At 37.7% G+C, this 18,231-nt stretch carries 20 protein-coding genes; 19 read left to right on the forward strand and 1 reads right to left on the reverse strand.

Translation table 11 applies throughout. From position 1 onward, the window contains the following. The first annotated feature begins 2 nt into the window (after positions 1-2). The 5 genes from IEV09_RS08570 (at position 3) to IEV09_RS08590 (ending at position 2,948) form a co-directional block, all read left to right on the forward strand. The gene (locus IEV09_RS08570; protein WP_188367877.1) at positions 3-428 is read left to right on the forward strand and encodes a YlbF/YmcA family competence regulator; all 426 of its coding nucleotides are present in this window, start codon (positions 3-5) and stop codon (positions 426-428) included. Further along, positions 421-744, forward strand: a complete 324-nt coding sequence (locus IEV09_RS08575) for a YlbG family protein (RefSeq protein WP_188367878.1) — start codon at positions 421-423, stop codon at positions 742-744. The genes IEV09_RS08570 and IEV09_RS08575 overlap by 8 nt, the downstream gene beginning before the upstream one ends. A 118-nt stretch (positions 745-862) precedes the next feature. After that, positions 863-1,423: a 16S rRNA (guanine(966)-N(2))-methyltransferase RsmD gene (gene rsmD / locus IEV09_RS08580; protein ID WP_188367879.1), complete on the forward strand. Its 561-nt coding sequence runs from the start codon at positions 863-865 to the stop codon at positions 1,421-1,423. Then, positions 1,420-1,908: a pantetheine-phosphate adenylyltransferase gene (gene coaD, locus IEV09_RS08585; protein ID WP_188367880.1), complete on the forward strand. Its 489-nt coding sequence runs from the start codon at positions 1,420-1,422 to the stop codon at positions 1,906-1,908. Before rsmD ends, coaD begins: the two co-directional genes overlap by 4 nt. Next, entirely contained in the window at positions 1,905-2,948 is a 1,044-nt protein-coding gene (locus IEV09_RS08590; RefSeq protein WP_188367881.1) for a SepM family pheromone-processing serine protease, read from the forward strand. Before coaD ends, IEV09_RS08590 begins: the two co-directional genes overlap by 4 nt. Before the next feature lie 184 nt (positions 2,949-3,132). Here IEV09_RS08590 and IEV09_RS08595 read toward each other — a convergent pair whose 3' ends face one another. Next, the gene (locus tag IEV09_RS08595) at positions 3,133-3,534 is read right to left on the reverse strand and encodes a VOC family protein (RefSeq protein ID WP_188367882.1); all 402 of its coding nucleotides are present in this window, start codon (positions 3,532-3,534) and stop codon (positions 3,133-3,135) included. A gap of 166 nt (positions 3,535-3,700) precedes the next feature. On the opposite strand from IEV09_RS08595, the gene IEV09_RS08600 reads away from it, so the two are divergent. The 14 genes from IEV09_RS08600 to IEV09_RS08665 all read left to right on the forward strand — a co-directional run bounded on the left by IEV09_RS08600 (position 3,701) and on the right by IEV09_RS08665 (position 18,222). After that, positions 3,701-4,087, forward strand: coding sequence for a DUF1149 family protein (locus IEV09_RS08600; RefSeq protein WP_188367883.1), 387 nt, complete (start codon positions 3,701-3,703; stop codon positions 4,085-4,087). 9 nt (positions 4,088-4,096) lie between these two features. Beyond that, on the forward strand, positions 4,097-4,477 hold the full coding sequence (locus tag IEV09_RS08605) for a VOC family protein (RefSeq protein ID WP_188367884.1): 381 nt from the start codon (positions 4,097-4,099) through the stop codon (positions 4,475-4,477). A gap of 129 nt (positions 4,478-4,606) precedes the next feature. Beyond that, positions 4,607-5,335 (forward strand): metallophosphoesterase family protein, encoded by a 729-nt coding sequence (locus tag IEV09_RS08610; RefSeq protein ID WP_188367885.1) that lies wholly within the window; start codon positions 4,607-4,609, stop codon positions 5,333-5,335. A gap of 34 nt (positions 5,336-5,369) precedes the next feature. Then, positions 5,370-7,556: a Tex family protein gene (locus tag IEV09_RS08615; RefSeq protein WP_188367886.1), complete on the forward strand. Its 2,187-nt coding sequence runs from the start codon at positions 5,370-5,372 to the stop codon at positions 7,554-7,556. Between the two features lie 121 nt (positions 7,557-7,677). After that, on the forward strand, positions 7,678-9,015 hold the full coding sequence (gene murC, locus IEV09_RS08620; protein WP_188367887.1) for a UDP-N-acetylmuramate--L-alanine ligase: 1,338 nt from the start codon (positions 7,678-7,680) through the stop codon (positions 9,013-9,015). 272 nt (positions 9,016-9,287) lie between these two features. Beyond that, complete coding sequence (locus IEV09_RS08625) at positions 9,288-9,755, forward strand: MaoC/PaaZ C-terminal domain-containing protein (RefSeq protein WP_188367888.1); 468 nt, start codon at positions 9,288-9,290, stop codon at positions 9,753-9,755. Continuing rightward, positions 9,742-10,428 carry a Bax inhibitor-1/YccA family protein gene (locus tag IEV09_RS08630; protein ID WP_188367889.1) on the forward strand — a complete coding sequence of 229 codons (687 nt, stop codon included), beginning with the start codon at positions 9,742-9,744 and terminating at the stop codon, positions 10,426-10,428. The genes IEV09_RS08625 and IEV09_RS08630 overlap by 14 nt, the downstream gene beginning before the upstream one ends. 141 nt (positions 10,429-10,569) lie before the next feature. Continuing rightward, positions 10,570-13,209 (forward strand): DNA polymerase I, encoded by a 2,640-nt coding sequence (gene polA, locus IEV09_RS08635; RefSeq protein ID WP_188367890.1) that lies wholly within the window; start codon positions 10,570-10,572, stop codon positions 13,207-13,209. A 16-nt stretch (positions 13,210-13,225) separates the two neighbouring features. Further along, positions 13,226-14,065, forward strand: a complete 840-nt coding sequence (gene mutM, locus IEV09_RS08640; protein WP_188367891.1) for a DNA-formamidopyrimidine glycosylase — start codon at positions 13,226-13,228, stop codon at positions 14,063-14,065. A 3-nt stretch (positions 14,066-14,068) separates the two neighbouring features. Then, positions 14,069-14,665 carry a dephospho-CoA kinase gene (gene coaE, locus IEV09_RS08645; RefSeq protein WP_188367892.1) on the forward strand — a complete coding sequence of 199 codons (597 nt, stop codon included), beginning with the start codon at positions 14,069-14,071 and terminating at the stop codon, positions 14,663-14,665. 283 nt (positions 14,666-14,948) lie between these two features. Beyond that, a complete protein-coding gene (gene nrdR, locus IEV09_RS08650; RefSeq protein WP_188367893.1) occupies positions 14,949-15,416 on the forward strand; it encodes a transcriptional regulator NrdR in 468 nt (155 codons plus the stop codon). Positions 15,417-15,434: 18 nt separating this feature from the next. Beyond that, positions 15,435-16,838 (forward strand): replication initiation and membrane attachment family protein, encoded by a 1,404-nt coding sequence (locus tag IEV09_RS08655; protein ID WP_188367894.1) that lies wholly within the window; start codon positions 15,435-15,437, stop codon positions 16,836-16,838. Continuing rightward, positions 16,838-17,767 carry a primosomal protein DnaI gene (dnaI, locus tag IEV09_RS08660; protein WP_188367895.1) on the forward strand — a complete coding sequence of 310 codons (930 nt, stop codon included), beginning with the start codon at positions 16,838-16,840 and terminating at the stop codon, positions 17,765-17,767. Before IEV09_RS08655 ends, dnaI begins: the two co-directional genes overlap by 1 nt. A gap of 11 nt (positions 17,768-17,778) precedes the next feature. Next, positions 17,779-18,222, forward strand: coding sequence for a hypothetical protein (locus IEV09_RS08665; protein ID WP_188367896.1), 444 nt, complete (start codon positions 17,779-17,781; stop codon positions 18,220-18,222). Positions 18,223-18,231 lie beyond the last annotated feature (9 nt).

Below are 18,231 nucleotides of genomic sequence, written 5' to 3' on the forward strand. Positions count from 1 at the left end.
CATTGATTTATAACGATCATTTTTTTGCTATTGAAGATCAAACGCAACGAGTTGTTGATCAAATTTTTAAAAGTCATTCTTTTAAAGAATATATTACGAAGAAAAAAGAGATGGCGATTGATAGTGGCGTTCAAGCGGTACGTCAAGAGTTCTTAGAAAAAAAAGAAGCCTTTGATCGGATTGCCGAATATGGAAAATATGCACCGGATTATCGCGAGCGTCAAAGAAGTTTACGCAAAGCGAAACGGGCGCTTGATTTACATCCAAAAGTTGCGGAATATCGCCTAGCAGAAACACAGTTACAAGGGATTTTAGACGAAATTATTATTAAAATCGCTGCCACTTTCTCAGAAGATGTCATTGTTGAAACAGGTAATCCATTCTTTGAGAAAAAGTCCGGTTGTGGGGGAGGATGTAGCCATGGGTGAGTTTGTAATCCAAAAACGAAGAGGATTAATTATTTGGGTGTATAGCTTAAAGCAATTAAAGAACTTGCGACGTTTTGGATTAATCCATTTCGTTTCACCAAAGATGAAGTATGTTGTTCTTTACGTTAATGAAGAAAATGTCGATGAAGTGGTTCAAAAAGTCAATCGACTCCATTTTGTACGCCGAGTCGATCAATCGTTTAGACCGGATATTGAAATGAACTTTGCAGAAAAAATTGGGACAAAAGCGGCTTTCCAAGTAGAAGAAGAGCCTGATCCAGTGATTGCAGAGGTCGATACAATCAATCAAATTTAATAACAATGAATAAGATTAGACAGCTTTGTCCTCAACCAAACCATTCAGTAGATAACATGTTGTTATCTTACGTTCGTTTACTAGGATAAAGCTGTTTTTAATTTGAGGAGTGATAAGAATGCGTGTAATTTCAGGAAACTATCGTGGCAGAAAATTAAAAAGCTTAGCGGGCGATAATACCCGACCGACTAGTGATAAAGTAAAAGAATCGATTTTTAATATGATTGGCCCTTACTTTGATGGCGGAAAAGTATTGGATTTATTTGCTGGAAGTGGTGGTCTAGCAATTGAAGCCATTTCTCGTGGAATGGACAAGGCGGTTTGTGTGGATCGAAACTACCAGGCGTTAAAGGTCATTAAAGAAAACATTCAATTAACAAAAGAACCAGAAAAGTTTGAAGTGATTAAAGGTGAAGCCAAACAAGTTTTAAACCGATTAGGAGTAGAGGGACATCGTTTTGATTTAGTTTTTTTAGATCCACCATATGCCCAACAATCGGTTGTAGAAGACCTTGAGAAGCTTTTGTCAGCCGATATGATTGCGCCAGACGGTCTTATCGTTTGTGAAACCGATAAGAAGTTCGAATTACCAGAAACGATTGGAACTCTGGAACAAACACGACGTCAAGTCTATGGCTTAGCTGCAATTACGATTTACCGAAACGAGGTGGCTGAATGAAAAAAATTGCACTGTTCCCTGGAAGTTTTGATCCATTAACAATGGGGCATTTAGATACGATTCGTCGTGGTGCCCAATTATTTGATGAATTGATTATTGGCGTTTTTATTAATAGTAATAAAAAATCAGTCTTTACCACAGAAGAAAAAGTAACACTGATTGAAGACGCAGTCCAAGACATCCCAAATGTTCGTGTGATTTATCAAGAAACCGAATTGACTGTTACGACAGCCAAGCGCCTAGGGGCAACCATTTTATTACGTGGTATTCGTAGCATTAAAGATTATGAATACGAACGAGACATTATGGAAATGAATCATCATCTCGATTCAGAGATTGAAACCGTCTTTTTATTAGCGCGCTCAAAATACAGCCATATTAGCTCTAGTTTACTTAAAGAAGTGCTGTTATTTGGTGGCGATGTCAAACCTTATTTACCTGAAAATGTTTACCAACTAATGATGAAGAAGCGTGAAGAAGAATGAAGAAAAAATTCCCAATTAAATACGTATTATTATTAATTTCCGCTATTTTTATTGTAGCCTGTGTTTTGCTACCGATTCCTTATTATATTCAAAGACCCGGTTCAACTGTCCCATTAGCTGAGTTAGTGACGGTTAACGATCAAGTCGATGACGCGCCAGGCTCATATGCGTTAACTTCTGTCGGTGTTTATCAAGGAACAGTCTTACGTGTCTTACAAGCCAAATTTGACCCCTTTTCAGATGTAATTAGTGAAGAGGAAATGTTTGGTGGTGCGACAGATGAAGAATACAATCAAATGCAAGAGTACTATATGACATCTTCGCAAAATAGTGCGATTGAACAAGCCTTGAAACTAGCGGACATACCGTATCATTTTGAATTCAAAGGTGTCTATGTAATGCATATCGATCCATCTTCTGATTTTATTAATAAATTAGCTGTCGGTGACACGGTCATTAAAGTCGATGGCAAACAATTTGAAAGTTCTCAAGAGTTCATGGATTACGTTCAAAATAAAAAAGTTGGCGATGAGGTTGTCATTACTTATCTACGTGATAATGTTGAAAATGAAGCCAGTGGTAAACTGATTGAGTTACCAAGTAATCAAAAAGCTGGTATTGGGATTAGCCTAATCGATCACACCGCGATTTCCTCCGATGAAACGATTGATTTTCATGTTGAAAATATCGGTGGTCCATCAGCGGGCTTAATGTTTACTTTGCAAATTTATGATCAATTAGTTGAAACGGATTTGCGCCAAGGTCGTAAAATCGCTGGAACGGGTACAATGAATTTAGATGGTACAATCGGTCGAATTGGTGGTATCGATAAGAAAGTCGCAAGTGCGGTACAAGCCGAGACAGAAATTTTCTTTGCGCCAGATGATCCAATTACCGAAGAAATGAAAAAAGATTTTCCAGGCATTATTTCGAATTATGAAGAAGCCAAAGCGGCATTAGAAAAATTGGATTCGGATATGAAAATTGTACCAGTAAAAACGGTGCAAGATGCGGTGGACTACTTAGTGAATAATAAATAATAGAGAATCAAAAAACAAAGAACCCGAGGATTCTTTGTTTTTTTTTATGTTTCATTTCGTGTTTGTCTGTTTTTTTACCATCTTAAGAAATCAATTAAGATGACTTGTTTTTAGAACTTCAATCCCTATCATCAAGAGCGGTATCTAGCTAGAATGTGGTTGATAAACAATGGAGAGAGGCGAATTAATCAACTTGCATCCAAGCCGGTTCTAAACAATTGCCATCTGGATCTTGTACTTCCAAACCATACATCACATCTTCAGGGATTCCCATGTCGACATGATGAACCGTACCACCATTTTTTTCAGCAATTTCACCAAATTTTTTTACCGCTTCGGCACTTTCTAAACTAAAAGCAATCAAAGCGCCACTGACTTTTTGTGTATCTGCAATCGTTTTATTTTTTAAAAACTTGGCGTAAAAATCGTGTGTTAAGAGCATAATCCAAAAAGTATCATCCCAAACCATCGAGGCAGTTTCATCATTAGAGAAGTCTATATTTTGCTTAAAACCTAAAGCGCTGTAAAATTCAATTGAACGTGATAAGTCGGTGACTGGAAAATTAACAAATACCATTGCTGCCATAGTGATTCCTCTTTTCTCATTTTATTTTACAACTGAATTATCGCATGCGTTTCTTTTGACTGTCAATTAAGAGAACTTGGCAGAAGAACTTATTTGTTGCTTCCTTTTTTTAGTGTTTATCTATCAGCATTCTATGGTATAATTTCTTTTGAGGAGTGTGAATATATTGGAACTTAAAAGACAACAGCCAATCGTAGAAGCGTACCATTTTGATATGCGTGATCCACAAAACACAGAAGCAAAAACAAAAATTAACGTGGGGTTTGCACCATTTCCTGCACCAGATGAAAATTATCCAAAAGAAAATAGTATTTTAGCCGCTCGCTTGCAATTTGAAGTCGTATTTCCCGACTTTATTATTAGCGGTGCAATCGGCCAAATTAATCATTTTATTAATCGTCAAGTAACGAAGCAAGAGGACTTAACACAAGAAGAAGGTAACACGCTTGTAGCACCATTATTCGAGCTTTTACAACGTTTAACTTACGAAATGACCGAAATTGTAACCGATCAACCTGGAATTAATTTAAACTTCAGTCAAGAAGAAGAATAGGGGATACACATGTTTTCAAATAAAGTTCAAATTATGCTATACGTTGATGACGTAGCAAAAGCGCGTGATTTTTGGTTAAGTTTAGATTTTACACTGATTGAAGAACAAGAAATGGACGGGACACTTGTGGTTGAAGTGGCATTAGCTGGAGAGAGTCAAGTTCATTTTGTGATTTATGACCGTGAATTTATTGAAAGACATTCACCAGAAGTGGCAACCAATTCACCTTCAGTAATGTTTTTTACGGATGATGTTTTTGGGCTGTACAAAAAAGTTCAAGCGCAATCGGTAACAGTTGGAGAAATGGTTCAATTATCGGATCAACTAATTTTCAATTTTTCCGATACCGATGGCAACTATTTTGCTGTAACGGGTAAAGAAAAAGCATAGTCAGTTAAAAAACTGAACCACGACAATGACTAGTTGTACCTTGAAGCGAACCGTTTGGTAAACGCCTCACCAAAGGAGGTAACAGTCGATAAAGTGGTTTAGTTTTTTTGTATCGAGGAGGAGTAATCAATGAAACCTTATGTATATGCAATTAGTGATATTCACGGACAAATCGATTTATTCGAAAAACTTTTAAAAGACTTTGATCCGCGCATGCATCAATTGGTCTTAATTGGTGATTTAAATGATCGCGGACCGCATAGCAAAGCTTGCTTCTTACGAGGTAAAGAACTGGTTGAGCGCTATCAGGCGATTTACTTAAGAGGCAATCATGAAGATTATTTCTTGAAATTTTTAGCTCATCCAGAAGAGGTGGCTGATAAGTATTGGTTGAATGGTGGGAAAGAGACGATTAATAGTCTTTTACATCCGGGAGCAACAGAAGAATATTCACCTACTGAAATGGCGATGATGATCCGCTCACGATACAAAGACTTGATTTTATTTTTAGAGAATTTACCGTATTACTTTGAATGGGAACAATATATATTTGTCCATGCGGGTGTGAATTTGACCTTGAAGGACTGGCATCAGACAACACCACGTGATTTTATGTGGCTTCGCGAGACCTTTCATAATGGTCGCAATCAGACCGGGAAAACAATTGTCTTCGGTCATACAATTACGCCAAGTTTACATGGTGACAATCAAACGACCGATCTTTGGTTTTCTGATGGGAAAATCGGGATTGACGGTGGCGCCATTTATGGTGGTTCGGTCCATGGAGTAATTTTTAATCCAGAAGGAATTGTCCAAGACATCGAGTATCAAAAAAGAACAAAACCTTGGACTCCGTAATAATCATAGCAATTAAAAAGAAAAGAGTGAATTTATGGCAGTCGAGACAAACCAACAAATAATTCAATTACTAACAAAGGAATTATCTCAATATAAACCAACACAAATTACAAAAGTTTTAGCGTTGTTACACGAAGGAAATACGGTGCCTTTTATTGCCCGCTATCGTAAAGAGATGACGGATGCGTTAGACGAAGTGCAAATTCGTGAAATTGAAGAACGTTACAACTATTTAGAAAACTTAGAAAAACGCAAAGAAGAAGTCTTGCGAATTATCGGAGAACAAGAAAAATTAACACCAGAACTCGCAAGTGCGATAAAACGTGCGGTGAAATTGCAAGAAGTGGAAGACTTGTATCGTCCATATAAACAAAAACGTCGTACAAAGGCAACAATTGCAAAAGAAAAGGGTTTGGAACCTTTAGCTGATTGGGTGCTCACTTTTCCAAATGATGCGATTGAAGTCAAAGCGGCTGAATTTATCACCGAAGAAGTGCCAACCGTCGAAGAAGCATTACAAGGCGTTCATGAGATTTTAGCGGAACAAATTGGTGATTCTTCGAAATTCCGCACATGGATTCGAGAATATTTCTATAAAAAAGGCAGCTATGTTAGTACGGTTAAAGATGAAAAACTAGATGAAAAGAAAGTCTATGAAATGTATTATGATTTCGCAGAGCCAATTCAAAAAATGGTTTCTCACCGTGTTTTAGCGACTAATCGTGGTGAAAAAGAAGGCGTCCTAAAAGTTCAGTTAGTTGTTGAAGAAGATTTCATCAATAAGTATTTATATAAACAACTAATTAAAAAGGAAGACTCCAGTGTTGTTGAGATCATTCAATCTGCTTATCAAGACGCGTACAAGCGTTTCATCGCACCTAGTGTCGAGCGTGAAATCCGGAATACGTTAACAGAAGAGGCCGATGAACAAGCAATCGGTATTTTTGGTGAAAACTTACGAAATCTATTACTACAATCACCGCTTAAAGGTAAAGTTGTTTTAGGTTTTGACCCTGCTTACCGTACAGGATGCAAGTTAGCGGTGATTGATGCGACAGGTAAGTTATTAAACACGACGGTTATTTATCCACATGCATCTTCTGAAAACCGTCATAAAGAGGCACAAAAGACCTTCTTACAACTGTTAGAAACGTATCAAGTCGAAATGGTTGCGATTGGTAACGGTACAGCGAGTCGTGAATCTGAACTGTTTGTAGCGGAACTGTTAAAACAAGTGAAAAGAGAAGTCTTTTTCGTGATTGTTAACGAAGCCGGTGCATCTGTTTACTCGGCAAGTGACGTGGCACGTCAAGAGTTTCCAGATTTACAAGTAGAAGAACGGAGTGCGATTAGTATCGGTCGTCGTCTTCAAGACCCTTTGGCAGAGCTTGTAAAAATTGAACCCAAAGCGGTAGGTGTCGGACAATATCAACACGATGTTTCGCAAAAAAGATTGAATGAACAGCTTGATTTTGTGATCGAAACGGTCGTTAACCAAGTCGGTGTTGACTTAAATACAGCGAGCTCACAATTGCTCGTTCATGTTGCTGGTTTAAATAAAACAACTGCACAAAATATTTTTAATTATCGTGAAGAAAACGGGGCGTTTGAACAACGGAATCAACTGAAAAAAGTTCCTCGTTTAGGACCCAAAGCCTATGAACAAGCTGTTGGTTTCTTGCGGATACCTGGTGGTAAAAATATTTTAGATAATACAGGAATTCACCCAGAGAGTTATCCAATCGCCAAAGAAATATTGAAAATGGCTGCGGTAGACCTCAAAACGTTAGGAACAAAAGAAAGTAGTCAAAAATTAAAAGCTTTAGTACCATCACAAGTGGCTGAAACTTTAGTCGTGGGACAAGAAACGGTGACGGATATTTTACATGCTTTAGTTGATCCAGGTCGTGACATGCGCGACTCGATGCCAGCGCCTTTGCTACGCCAAGATGTCCTTTCGATGGAAGATCTAACCGTTGGTATGGAATTAAAAGGTACCGTCCGTAATGTGATTGATTTTGGTGCGTTCGTTGATATCGGCGTTAAGCAAGATGGACTTGTTCACTTGTCTAAACTAAGCAATCGATTTGTCAAACATCCGAAAGACGTTGTAGCAGTTGGAGACGTTGTGACTGTCTGGGTTGAAGGGGTCGACATTGCAAAAGGACGGATCAGTTTAACGATGGTCGCACCAAAAGCAGAACAAAAAGAAAAAGCTTAAGAGAATCTTTTTTTCGATGTAAATAAATTGCTATTTTACGGAACATATAAGATAATTGATAGCGTTCGTAGAAAAATCGATTGTGAAATGAAACCCTTAAGAAATGAGGAAATACAAAAGAATGTTTAACAATAAAGAGACGATTTATCATTTTATTGGAATTAAAGGCTCAGGAATGAGTTCACTTGCACTAGTCTTACATGAGAAAGGCTTCCAAGTCCAAGGTTCCGATGTCGAAGAATACTTTTTTACCCAACGCGATTTAGAAAAAGTGGGTATTCCTTTATTTATTTTTAATGCCGAAAATATTGTCGCTGGTTTAACGGTGATTGCTGGAAATGCCTTTCCTGATTCACACCCTGAAGTGGTTCGTGCAAAAGAATTAGGATTAGAAGTCATTCGTTACCATGATTTTTTAGGCCATTTAATTCAAAATTATACGAGTATTGGTGTGACAGGTTCACATGGAAAAACAAGTACAACGGGTTTGCTAGCACATGTACTTTCGGGAATTAAACCGACAAGTTTCTTAATTGGCGATGGGACCGGTCATGGTGATGAATTAGCTGAATTCTTCGCATTTGAAGCTTGTGAATACCGTCGTCACTTCTTAGCCTATTCACCAAATTATGCGATTATGACAAATATTGATTTTGATCATCCAGATTATTATGAAAGCATAGAAGATGTCTTTTCTGCTTTCCAATCAATGGCTAACAACGTTAATAAAGGGATTGTAGCCTTTGGCGATGATGTTTATTTACGTCAACTAAAAGTTGATATCCCGGTATATTACTACGGTGTCGAAGACAATGATGATTTTAAAGCAACAAATATTGAACGTTCAACACAAGGTTCGTCCTTTGATGTGGTCTTTAAAAACGAAACAATTGGTCGTTTTTTAGTCCCAGCATATGGACAACATAATATTAATAATGCTTTAAGTGTCATTGCAGTTTGTTACTTAGAAGGATTATCGATGGAAGCTGTTGCTACTGAAATGGCAACTTTCAAAGGGGTAAAACGCCGCTTTAGCGAAAAAATTGTTGCAGATATGACAATTGTCGACGATTACGCGCATCATCCAGCTGAAATTCGAGCGACGATTGATGCTGCACGCCAAAAATACCCAACAAAAGAAATCATCGCAGTTTTCCAACCACATACGTTTACACGAACGATTGCGTTAATGGATGAGTTTGCTGAGGCGTTGGATTTAGCGGATAACGTTTATCTATGTGATATTTTTGGTTCGGCCCGTGAATCAAAAGGTTCAGTTCGGATTGAAGACCTAGGAAACAAGATTCAAAAAGGCGGACAAGTAATCAAAGAAGAAAATGTCTCACCGTTACTCGATCATAAAGATGCAGTCATGATCTTTATGGGGGCAGGCGATGTTCAAAAATTTGAACATGCTTATGAGACGTTACTGAGTAATACAACAAGAAATGTTCTTTAAAAAATAGTCGGTCAAAAATGATTTAATCGGTTAGATTTAAAATTGAATGCTTAGAAGGTAGTTGCAAAAAATCTGTTGTTTTTTGCAGCTACCTTTTTGTAAGTTTTAAAAATCGTTGAAATCATTAGGCTGTAAAATGTATCCGATTGAGGAGTCGATTGTGCTAGGCGTGGAAGAAAGTTGAATGTTTTATGAATTTTATTGTTTCTTACTTGCACTTTTAGCTACCTTTGATAAAATAATAAGTATTATAAACCTTGGGGGTTACTATTTTGAATATTGGGAAACCACGTAAAATAGGCAAAACAATTGTAGAAATTGAAGAAGGCGAATCACTTTCCTTAACAGAAGTGATTGAAGATCAACAGATTTTACTTTATCTAGGACTAACAAACGATGCCAATCCTTTGTATATTCAACATGACTATGCGAATCAAACCGAACATCAAGAACCAATTGTCCCATCGATTATGCTGACAGGGATTATTACAAGTGCGATTTCAAAGCATTTACCAGGAGCAGGCTCACATGTTGTTAATTTGTCCGTTAATTTTATCGAACCTGTCTATCATTATGAGACAATCACTTTTACTTTTGAAGTGATCAAAGTAGATAAAATGAAAGAAGTCGTGACGATTTCGGTGGAAGCAGTAAATTTAGCGGATCATCGAGTCTTGGATGCAGTTGTTTTAGTTCAACCACCCAAAAAGTTAATAAAAGGAGGAAATGAAATTGAATAATAGTACAGTAATTGAAACAAAAGGTTTGAATCAATTTTATGCGAAAGTCTATGGCATTTTTAGCTTAGGTCTAGCAATTACAGCCATTACGGCTTACTTATCAATGGGTTATTTTTTTGAGCAAACGGTGAGAATTGTTAGCGGTTTTCCATTTGGTATTACGGGATTGTGGATCGTCCAATTGATTTTAGTTGTGATGTTGAGTGCGAAGGCACAAAAAAATCCGTCACTAACCGTAGCGGGATTTATTGTGTATTCCCTGTTAACCGGTTTTATTTTATCGGTGACATTGGCAGGTTATTCAACAGCGAACGTTGCAAAGGCTTTTGGCGTTGCGACAGTCACATTTATCGGCATGTCAATTTTTGGAGTTATGACTAAAAAAGACTTATCTGGTATGGGACGTGCAGCGATTGGTTTGTTATGGGGTGTGATTATTGCGACACTCATCAACTTATTTTTAGCAAGTGCTGCCGTTGATTATTTCTTATCTTACGTTACAGTAATTATTTTCGTAGGGTTAATCGCGTACGACAATCAACGCATTCGTCATATGTATCAAGCGACAATCGGTCAAGATAATACTGGTATTGCGGCATTTATGGCGTTACAATTGTATTTAGATTTTATCAACTTATTCTTATCTTTATTAAGAATTTTTTCAAGAGACTAGAAAATAAACAGCAATTTTTGTCACACTTCAAAAGGAGTGTGGCATTTTTTTTGTGTTCGGGAGAAAACAGCCGAAATCATCGCATTCCACCCGTATCTTTGTTAAAATAAGTAAGGATGAAATAAGAAGGAGCGTAACTGAATGAAAAATAAATTACTTTTAATCGACGGAAATAGTGTGGCATTCCGTGCTTTTTATGCCTTACACAATTCGCTAGATCGATTTAAAAATAACAATGGTCTACATACAAATGCGATTTATGCTTTTCACACGATGTTTGACAACATTATGACAAGAGAGAAACCAACCCATGTTTTAGTCGCTTTCGATGCAGGAAAAACAACTTTTAGACATGAATGGTATGGTGAATATAAAGGTGGACGCTCAAAGACACCGAGTGAATTTAAGGAACAAATGCCTTATATCCGTGAATTAATTAATGCATTAGGCGTCGAGCATTATGAGTTGGATAATTATGAGGCAGATGATATTATCGGAACGCTAAGTAAACAGGTCGATAGTGAATTATTTGACGTCGTTGTTCTAACGGGAGATCGTGACTTAACGCAACTAGCAACAGATACAGTCACAGTTAATATCACCTTAAAAGGGGTAAGTGAAGTCGAAGTTTGTACGCCTGAATTTATTTCCGAGAAGTACCAAGGCTTAACACCGTCGCAAATTATTGATTTAAAAGGCTTAGCAGGTGATGCTTCGGATAATATCCCTGGTGTGACAAAAGTCGGCGAAAAAACAGCCATAAAATTATTAACAGAATTTGGTTCGGTTGAAGGCATTTATGAAAATATTGACTCGTTAAAGAAAAGCAAAATGAAAGAAAATTTAATTAACGATAAAGAGCAAGCTTTCTTATCGAAAAAACTCGCAACGATTGACACCGATTCACCGATTACTGTGAAAGTTGAAGATTTAAAATACGAGGGGAAAGATTTAGACAAGTTGATTCCTTTCTACAAAGAAATGAACTTTAACACTTTCTTAGAAAAATTAAATATTGTCGAAGAAGCGGCTGATCTAGAAACGATTGATTTTGAAGTCGTAACAGAAACTGCGCCAGAAATGTTTGAAAAAGGTGCGGCCTTATACGTTGAAATGCTCGCAGAAAACTATCATGTTGGTGAGATTATTGGCCTTGTTTGGGGCACAAAAGAAAAAATCTACGTTTCAAATAATAAGGACATTTTACAACAAGCGCCATTCAAAGCATGGTTAGAAAATCAAGCGATGGAAAAACACGTCTATGATGCGAAACGTACAATTGTGGCATTAGCCAAAGAAGGCATTTCGTTAAAAGGCTGTACATTTGATATTTTATTAGCCGCTTACTTACTAAATACAAACGATTTAAGTAACGATATTTCAGCAGTCGCTCATCACTATGGGTATGAGGCGATCCATTCAGACGTCATGGTTTATGGCAAAGGCGCAAAAATAGCTGTGCCTGAAGAAACAATCTTATTTGAACATCTAGCACGTAAAGTTGTTGCGATCGAATGGTTAAGTACGCAATTACAAAAGGAGTTAGTCGAAAAAGAGCAAGCCGACTTATTCCATGAGATGGAATTACCCTTATCTGAAGTGTTAGCAGAAATGGAGATTTTAGGAATCACCGTTGATGCGGAACGCCTAGAGCAAATGAAAGGTGAATTTGCGGAGCGTTTAACTGCGATTGAACAAAAAATCTATGAAGTCGCGGGAGAAGAGTTCAATTTAAACTCACCAAAACAGTTGGGTGTTATTTTATTTGAAAAAATGGGCTTACCTGTTATCAAAAAAACCAAAACGGGTTATTCGACAGCGGTCGATGTTTTGGAACAATTACGTGAACAGGCGCCAATTGTCGACGACATTTTAATTTATCGTCAAATTGCAAAAATTCAATCCACTTATGTTGAAGGATTGCTTAAAATGATTCAAGCGGATGGTCGCGTCCATACTCGTTATGTTCAAACCTTAACGCAAACGGGACGATTAAGCTCGGTTGATCCGAACTTGCAAAATATCCCAATCCGTTTAGAAGAAGGGCGTAAAATCCGCGAAGCCTTTGTTCCAGGAAAAGAAGGTTGGTTGATTTATTCATCGGATTACTCACAAATCGAGTTGCGTGTATTAGCGCATATTTCAGATGATGAACATTTAAAACAAGCCTTTGTTGAAGGGCAAGATATCCATACGAGCACGGCAATGCGTGTCTTTGGGATTGATGATGAAACACTCGTTACACCAAATATGCGTCGTGATGCAAAAGCAGTAAACTTTGGGATTGTTTACGGAATTTCTGATTACGGTCTTTCTCAAAACTTAGGGATTACTCGAAAAGAAGCCCAACAATACATCGATACTTATTTTGAACGCTACCCTGGTGTTAAAGAATACATGGAATCGATTGTTCGAGAGGCCAAAGATTCAGGTTATGTAGAAACATTGTTTCACCGTCGTCGTTATTTACCAGAAATTAATTCGCGCAACTTTAATTTACGTTCTTTTGCTGAGCGAACAGCCATTAACTCACCGATTCAAGGGAGTGCAGCGGACATTATTAAAATTGCGATGATTCATTTAGCGAAACGTCTAAAAGAAGAAAAATTTGAAGCGAAAATGCTTTTACAAGTTCACGATGAGTTAGTTTTCGAAGTGCCAGAAACGGAATTAGAAGCGTTAGATCAACTAGTGAAAGAATCGATGGAACATGCGGTGACTTTACATGTACCATTGACAACGGACAGCAGTTGGGGCAAAACGTGGTATGAAGCAAAATAAAGGAGGTTTCTAAAAAGTGCCAGAGTTACCAGAAGTAGAAACCGTTAGAAAAGGTTTAGAGCAATTAGTCTTAGGCAAAACAATCTTGAAAGTTGAGGTTTTTTGGCCACGAATTATCGAAATGCCCGAAGTTTCTTTGTTTGTAGAGTCTTTGATTGGTCAGACGTTTGAAGCGTTTGATCGTCGCGGGAAATTTTTAATCTTTAAGTTAAGCCAATTTGATTTGGTTTCCCATTTACGAATGGAAGGAAAGTATGAGTTTTTTGCACCCGAGCAAGAAGTGATTGTAACAAAGCATACACATGTGATTTTCCATTTTACCGATGGTAGCCAGTTACAATACCGTGATGTCCGAAAATTTGGCAGAATGGCATTGGTTGATAAGGATCAAAGCCATGAGTACAAAGGGATTAAACAATTAGGACCAGAGCCGTTATCAACAAGTTTTAAATTGTCTGAATTTGAAAAAGCTTTATCAACGAAACAAATGGCGATTAAACCGTTGTTGTTGAATCAAAAAATTGTTGTGGGACTAGGTAATATTTATGTTGACGAGACGTTGTGGTACGCCAAAGTACATCCTGAGCGACCAGCTAACAGTTTAACAAAAGCAGAGATTGCTTTAATTCATGAAGGTACGATTCACGTTTTAGGTCGAGCAGTCGAGGCAGGGGGAACGACGATACGTTCTTATGCCAATGCGTTAGGAGAAGCAGGAGAATTTCAAGTTTCATTAGTTGTTTATGATCAAACAGGCAAACCTTGTCCACGTTGCCAAACGCCAATTGAAAAGATCAAAGTCGCGCAACGTGGGACACATTTTTGTCCGACGTGCCAACAAAAACTGGAGGACTAAGCGATGGGATTCGTTCTGGGATTAACTGGTGGAATTGCTACAGGTAAAAGTACGGTCGTTGATATATTTCGGTCATTCGGTTTTCCAATTGTTGATGGCGATCAAATTGCGCGGGAAATTGTTGAAGTTGGGCAACCGGCATTAACAGCTATCAAAAGAGAATTTGGTTCATCTGTTATTTTATCCGATGGTCAATTAAATCGTAAGCAGCTCGGAGAAATCATTTTCAATCAACCGGAAAAACGCCACGTTTTAAATCAATTGTTAGATCCTTTTTTACGAAAGACGATATTGGATCGAATTGAAGCTTATAAAACAAAAGAAAAATTGGTTATTGTCGATTTGCCTTTACTTTTTGAAGGCAATTATATCGATACAGTCGATGAAATAGCGACAGTTTACGTACCAGAATCCATTCAATTAAAACGATTGATGGCACGTGATAGTTTATCCGAACAAGATGCTAAAAAACGGATAAGTAGTCAATGGCCGATTGAAGAAAAAAAAGCGAAAAGTACAATCGTTTTTGATAATCAACAATCGATTACTGAAACAAAAGAGCAAGTAGTTGAGTGGTTGAAAGCACATCGATATATTTAAAACGAGAGAGGGACTGTGACGTAAAATCACAGTCCCTCATTTTTGTACCAATATTTGATTGATAATCGGATAACAAAATATGGCGCTGTTAGTTATGCGGAAAAAATATAAGGGTTTATTGATAGAAGAACACCCCCTCTTTTTCCTGAAAAATCAAAAACATTGAATTTTCTGTAAGGAATTGAGGTTTATCCGCAGGTAAATTGAAAAATCATGTTATAATATAACTACTTAAGTGTTCAATAAAGAACATATTTCAAATAAAAGAAAATGAGGTGGGAATATGCAATGCCCGAAATGTCATCATAACAGTTCGAAAGTAGTGGATAGCCGTCAAGCAGACGATGGACGTGCAATTCGTCGTCGTCGTGAATGTGAAAGTTGTGGGTTCCGTTTTACCACTTTTGAAAGAATAGAAGAAACACCGTTACTTGTGATTAAGAAAAATGGTACGAGAGAAGAATTTAATCGTGACAAAGTTTTACGTGGTCTGGTTCGTTCGGCTGAAAAACGTCCAGTAACGATGGATCAAATGGAGAATATCGTTGATAAAGTTGAACGTAAAATTCGTGAATCGGGTGACAATGAAATTCAAACCAATTTAATTGGAGAATATGTGATGGAATATTTAGTTGATCTTGATGAAATCGCCTATATTCGCTTTGCTAGTGTCTACCGTCAATTTAAAGACATGTCTGTCTTCCTAAAAGAACTACAAGAAATCGTTGAAAAACCGAAAGAGAAAGAATAGTTGGAGGTGAGGGGTTCAATGAGAAGTGCTTGGGATGAAGTCACACCAAATGCCATTTATCGAGTGTTTAAATCCCTCCCTTTATCGAAAGAAGGCAATGACGGGTTAATTTATTTATACCAACCAATTATTGGTCCAACCGCATTAGCACTTTATTTTCAGTTAATTGGCGATGAAGGGGATCAAAGAGAACTCGAATTTATTCATCTTGATTGTTTAAATGCTTTGAATATTGGTCTGCCAACATTTTTAGAGGCGCGCAAACGTTTGGAAGGTATGGGGCTTTTGAGCGTCTTTCAAAAAGAGGATCAGGAATTTGGTAAGATGTTTATTTATCAACTAGAAGAACCACTGGCACCACAAGCTTTTATGAAAGATGTCACTTATAGTTTTTTATTAAATCAAGCAGTTGGTGATCGCAAATTTCAGCAATTGACGAATCGTTTTGAGCCGAAAAAAATTGATTACACGTCTTATCGAGAAGTGACAGCTAATTTCACCGAGGTGTATGGCCAGTTGAACATGGAATCATTTGCACTTGCTTCAGATAAACTTGAGCATGTCTCTAAGTCTTATCAAACCGAAGGGAATAAACGGTTGGAGGTCAATCAATCCTTAATTGACTGGGATTATTTATTGGCTTTAGCAAAGAAAAAATATATCATAGAACAAAATTTCACGCAAGAATTCAAAGAACAGTTAAGTATTTATGCGAGCCTCTATGGTTATCAAGAGTTAGAGTTAGTCGATTTGTTAGCAGAAGTTGTTGCGATTGATACTGGAGAAGTTGAGCCTAAAGCGTTGCAAAAGCTTGTTCTGGAACGCAATAAACGCAGCTTTAAACCACTTCCCGAACCGAAACAAGAAGAAAATGCTCAACGTTTTAATTTGTTACGGCAAACAGGCTACTCGGAACGTGACATTGAGTTAATTCAAACGAGTGAGCAAACGGCACCTTTTGATTTTCTGGAATCAATTAAAATTGGTAAGAATAGTTTTGTGGCTGACAGTGAGATGTGGGTGGTGCGTTCCCTAGTTGAACGAAGCCCACTACCGAATCCCGTCATTAATATCTTAATTCACTACGTACTTGTGATCCAAAATCACAGTACACTCCAAGCGAGTTTTGTGAATGCTATTGCAGCCAACTGGTCTGAAAAAGGTGTTAAGGCGCCAGAAACAGCGATTAAATATGCACGGGAATACGTCAAAGAAGCCAAAGACAAACAAGAGGCGCGTGAAAAACGTCAGACTACACGTCCAGGAAGTTATCCGAAAAAGAATGTCCGAGTTGAAAAACTACCGGAATGGGCGACAGAAACAAAGTCAGAAAAAGAAGTCGTTGCTGAAGATCCAAAAGTTCAAGAAGCCATTAATCAACGACTACAAGCTTATTTGAAAAGAAAGGAAGGTGAAAGTTGATGGACAACATCGGAAGCCAGTTATCAAGAATTTTTGATCAAAAAAATTATCGTATTCGTTATCAAGAAATGATGGAAGAAGTACTAAACAATGCAGAAGTGAAGGCCTTTTTACAACAGCATAAGGACTATCTAACTCCTCAAGATATCGAAAAAAGTTATGCGAAATTGTATGAATTCGTACAAGAAAAACGTAAATTTACTGAACAATCAGGGGATATGATTGCTCCGGGATATGAACCTCAACTGGCATTAAACTTTCATTCCATTGATGTGACGTATGTACCAACCAAAGGCTTGTTAGATCGTAAACATCGCGAAGAAGTCCGTAATCGAATTCGTTCGGTAAACATGCCTAAAGATATTCAAGAAGCTAATTTTAGTAACTATGAAGGAACAACTGGTCGGGCAGAAGCGATTATGGCTGCTTTTGACTTCGTTGATCACTATACGAAACAACCTAATGGTTTTCACAAAGGTCTTTACCTAGTGGGGAGCTTTGGAATTGGAAAAACGTATTTACTTGGTGCAATCGCGCGAGAATTAGCCGAAGCTGGTTATTCGACAACGCTCTTACATTTCCCAACTTTTGCTGTTGATATGAAACAAGCAATTGGAAAAGATTTGGTTGGCGAAAAGTTAAACGCGATTAAACAAGCACCGGTTTTAATGTTAGATGATATCGGGGCGGATGCGATGAGTAGCTGGATTCGAGATGAAGTATTTGGTGTGATCTTACAGCATCGAATGCAAGAACAATTACCAACATTTTTCACCTCGAATTTTACCATGTTGGAATTAGAACAACATTTATCTGTCACACAACGTGGAGATGAAGAACCATTAAAGGCCAAACGAATTATGGAACGAATTCGCTATTTAACAAAAGAAATTAGTATGTCGGGAACCAATCGAAGAAATCAATCTTAGGAGGAATTTCAATGAAAAAAATATTCACACCTGCCGTCTTGTTACTTACCGTGTTCGCCTTAGGTGCTTGTGCCTCAAATGGCAATAGCAATGCATCCAGTGATAGTTCGAAAGAAACAACAGCTACCGAAACCGTCGAAACTGATAGCACTGAAGCCCAAGAGATGATCTTTACAGCGACAGTTGTCAGTGTAACGGAATTAGGAACAAGTGATCCGTCGATTCAAATCTTGCTTGAAGAACCGGTAGCTGTCACCGATACAGAGGATTCAATTGGTTCCTTCCAAAATGGCGTGGCGTTAAACGTTGATCCAACGACATTAACGATGGATGTGGAAGAGCTTGCAGTCGGAAGCAAATTGAAAGTGACGCTAGCACAACCTGCCGTGATGACGATGTCGATCCCACCGCAAGTCCCAGGAAATTCCATTATTTCTATTGAATTAATCAAATAATTTTACACG

Source organism: Enterococcus alcedinis, assembly GCF_014635985.1.
Classification (GTDB): domain Bacteria; phylum Bacillota; class Bacilli; order Lactobacillales; family Enterococcaceae; genus Enterococcus_I; species Enterococcus_I alcedinis.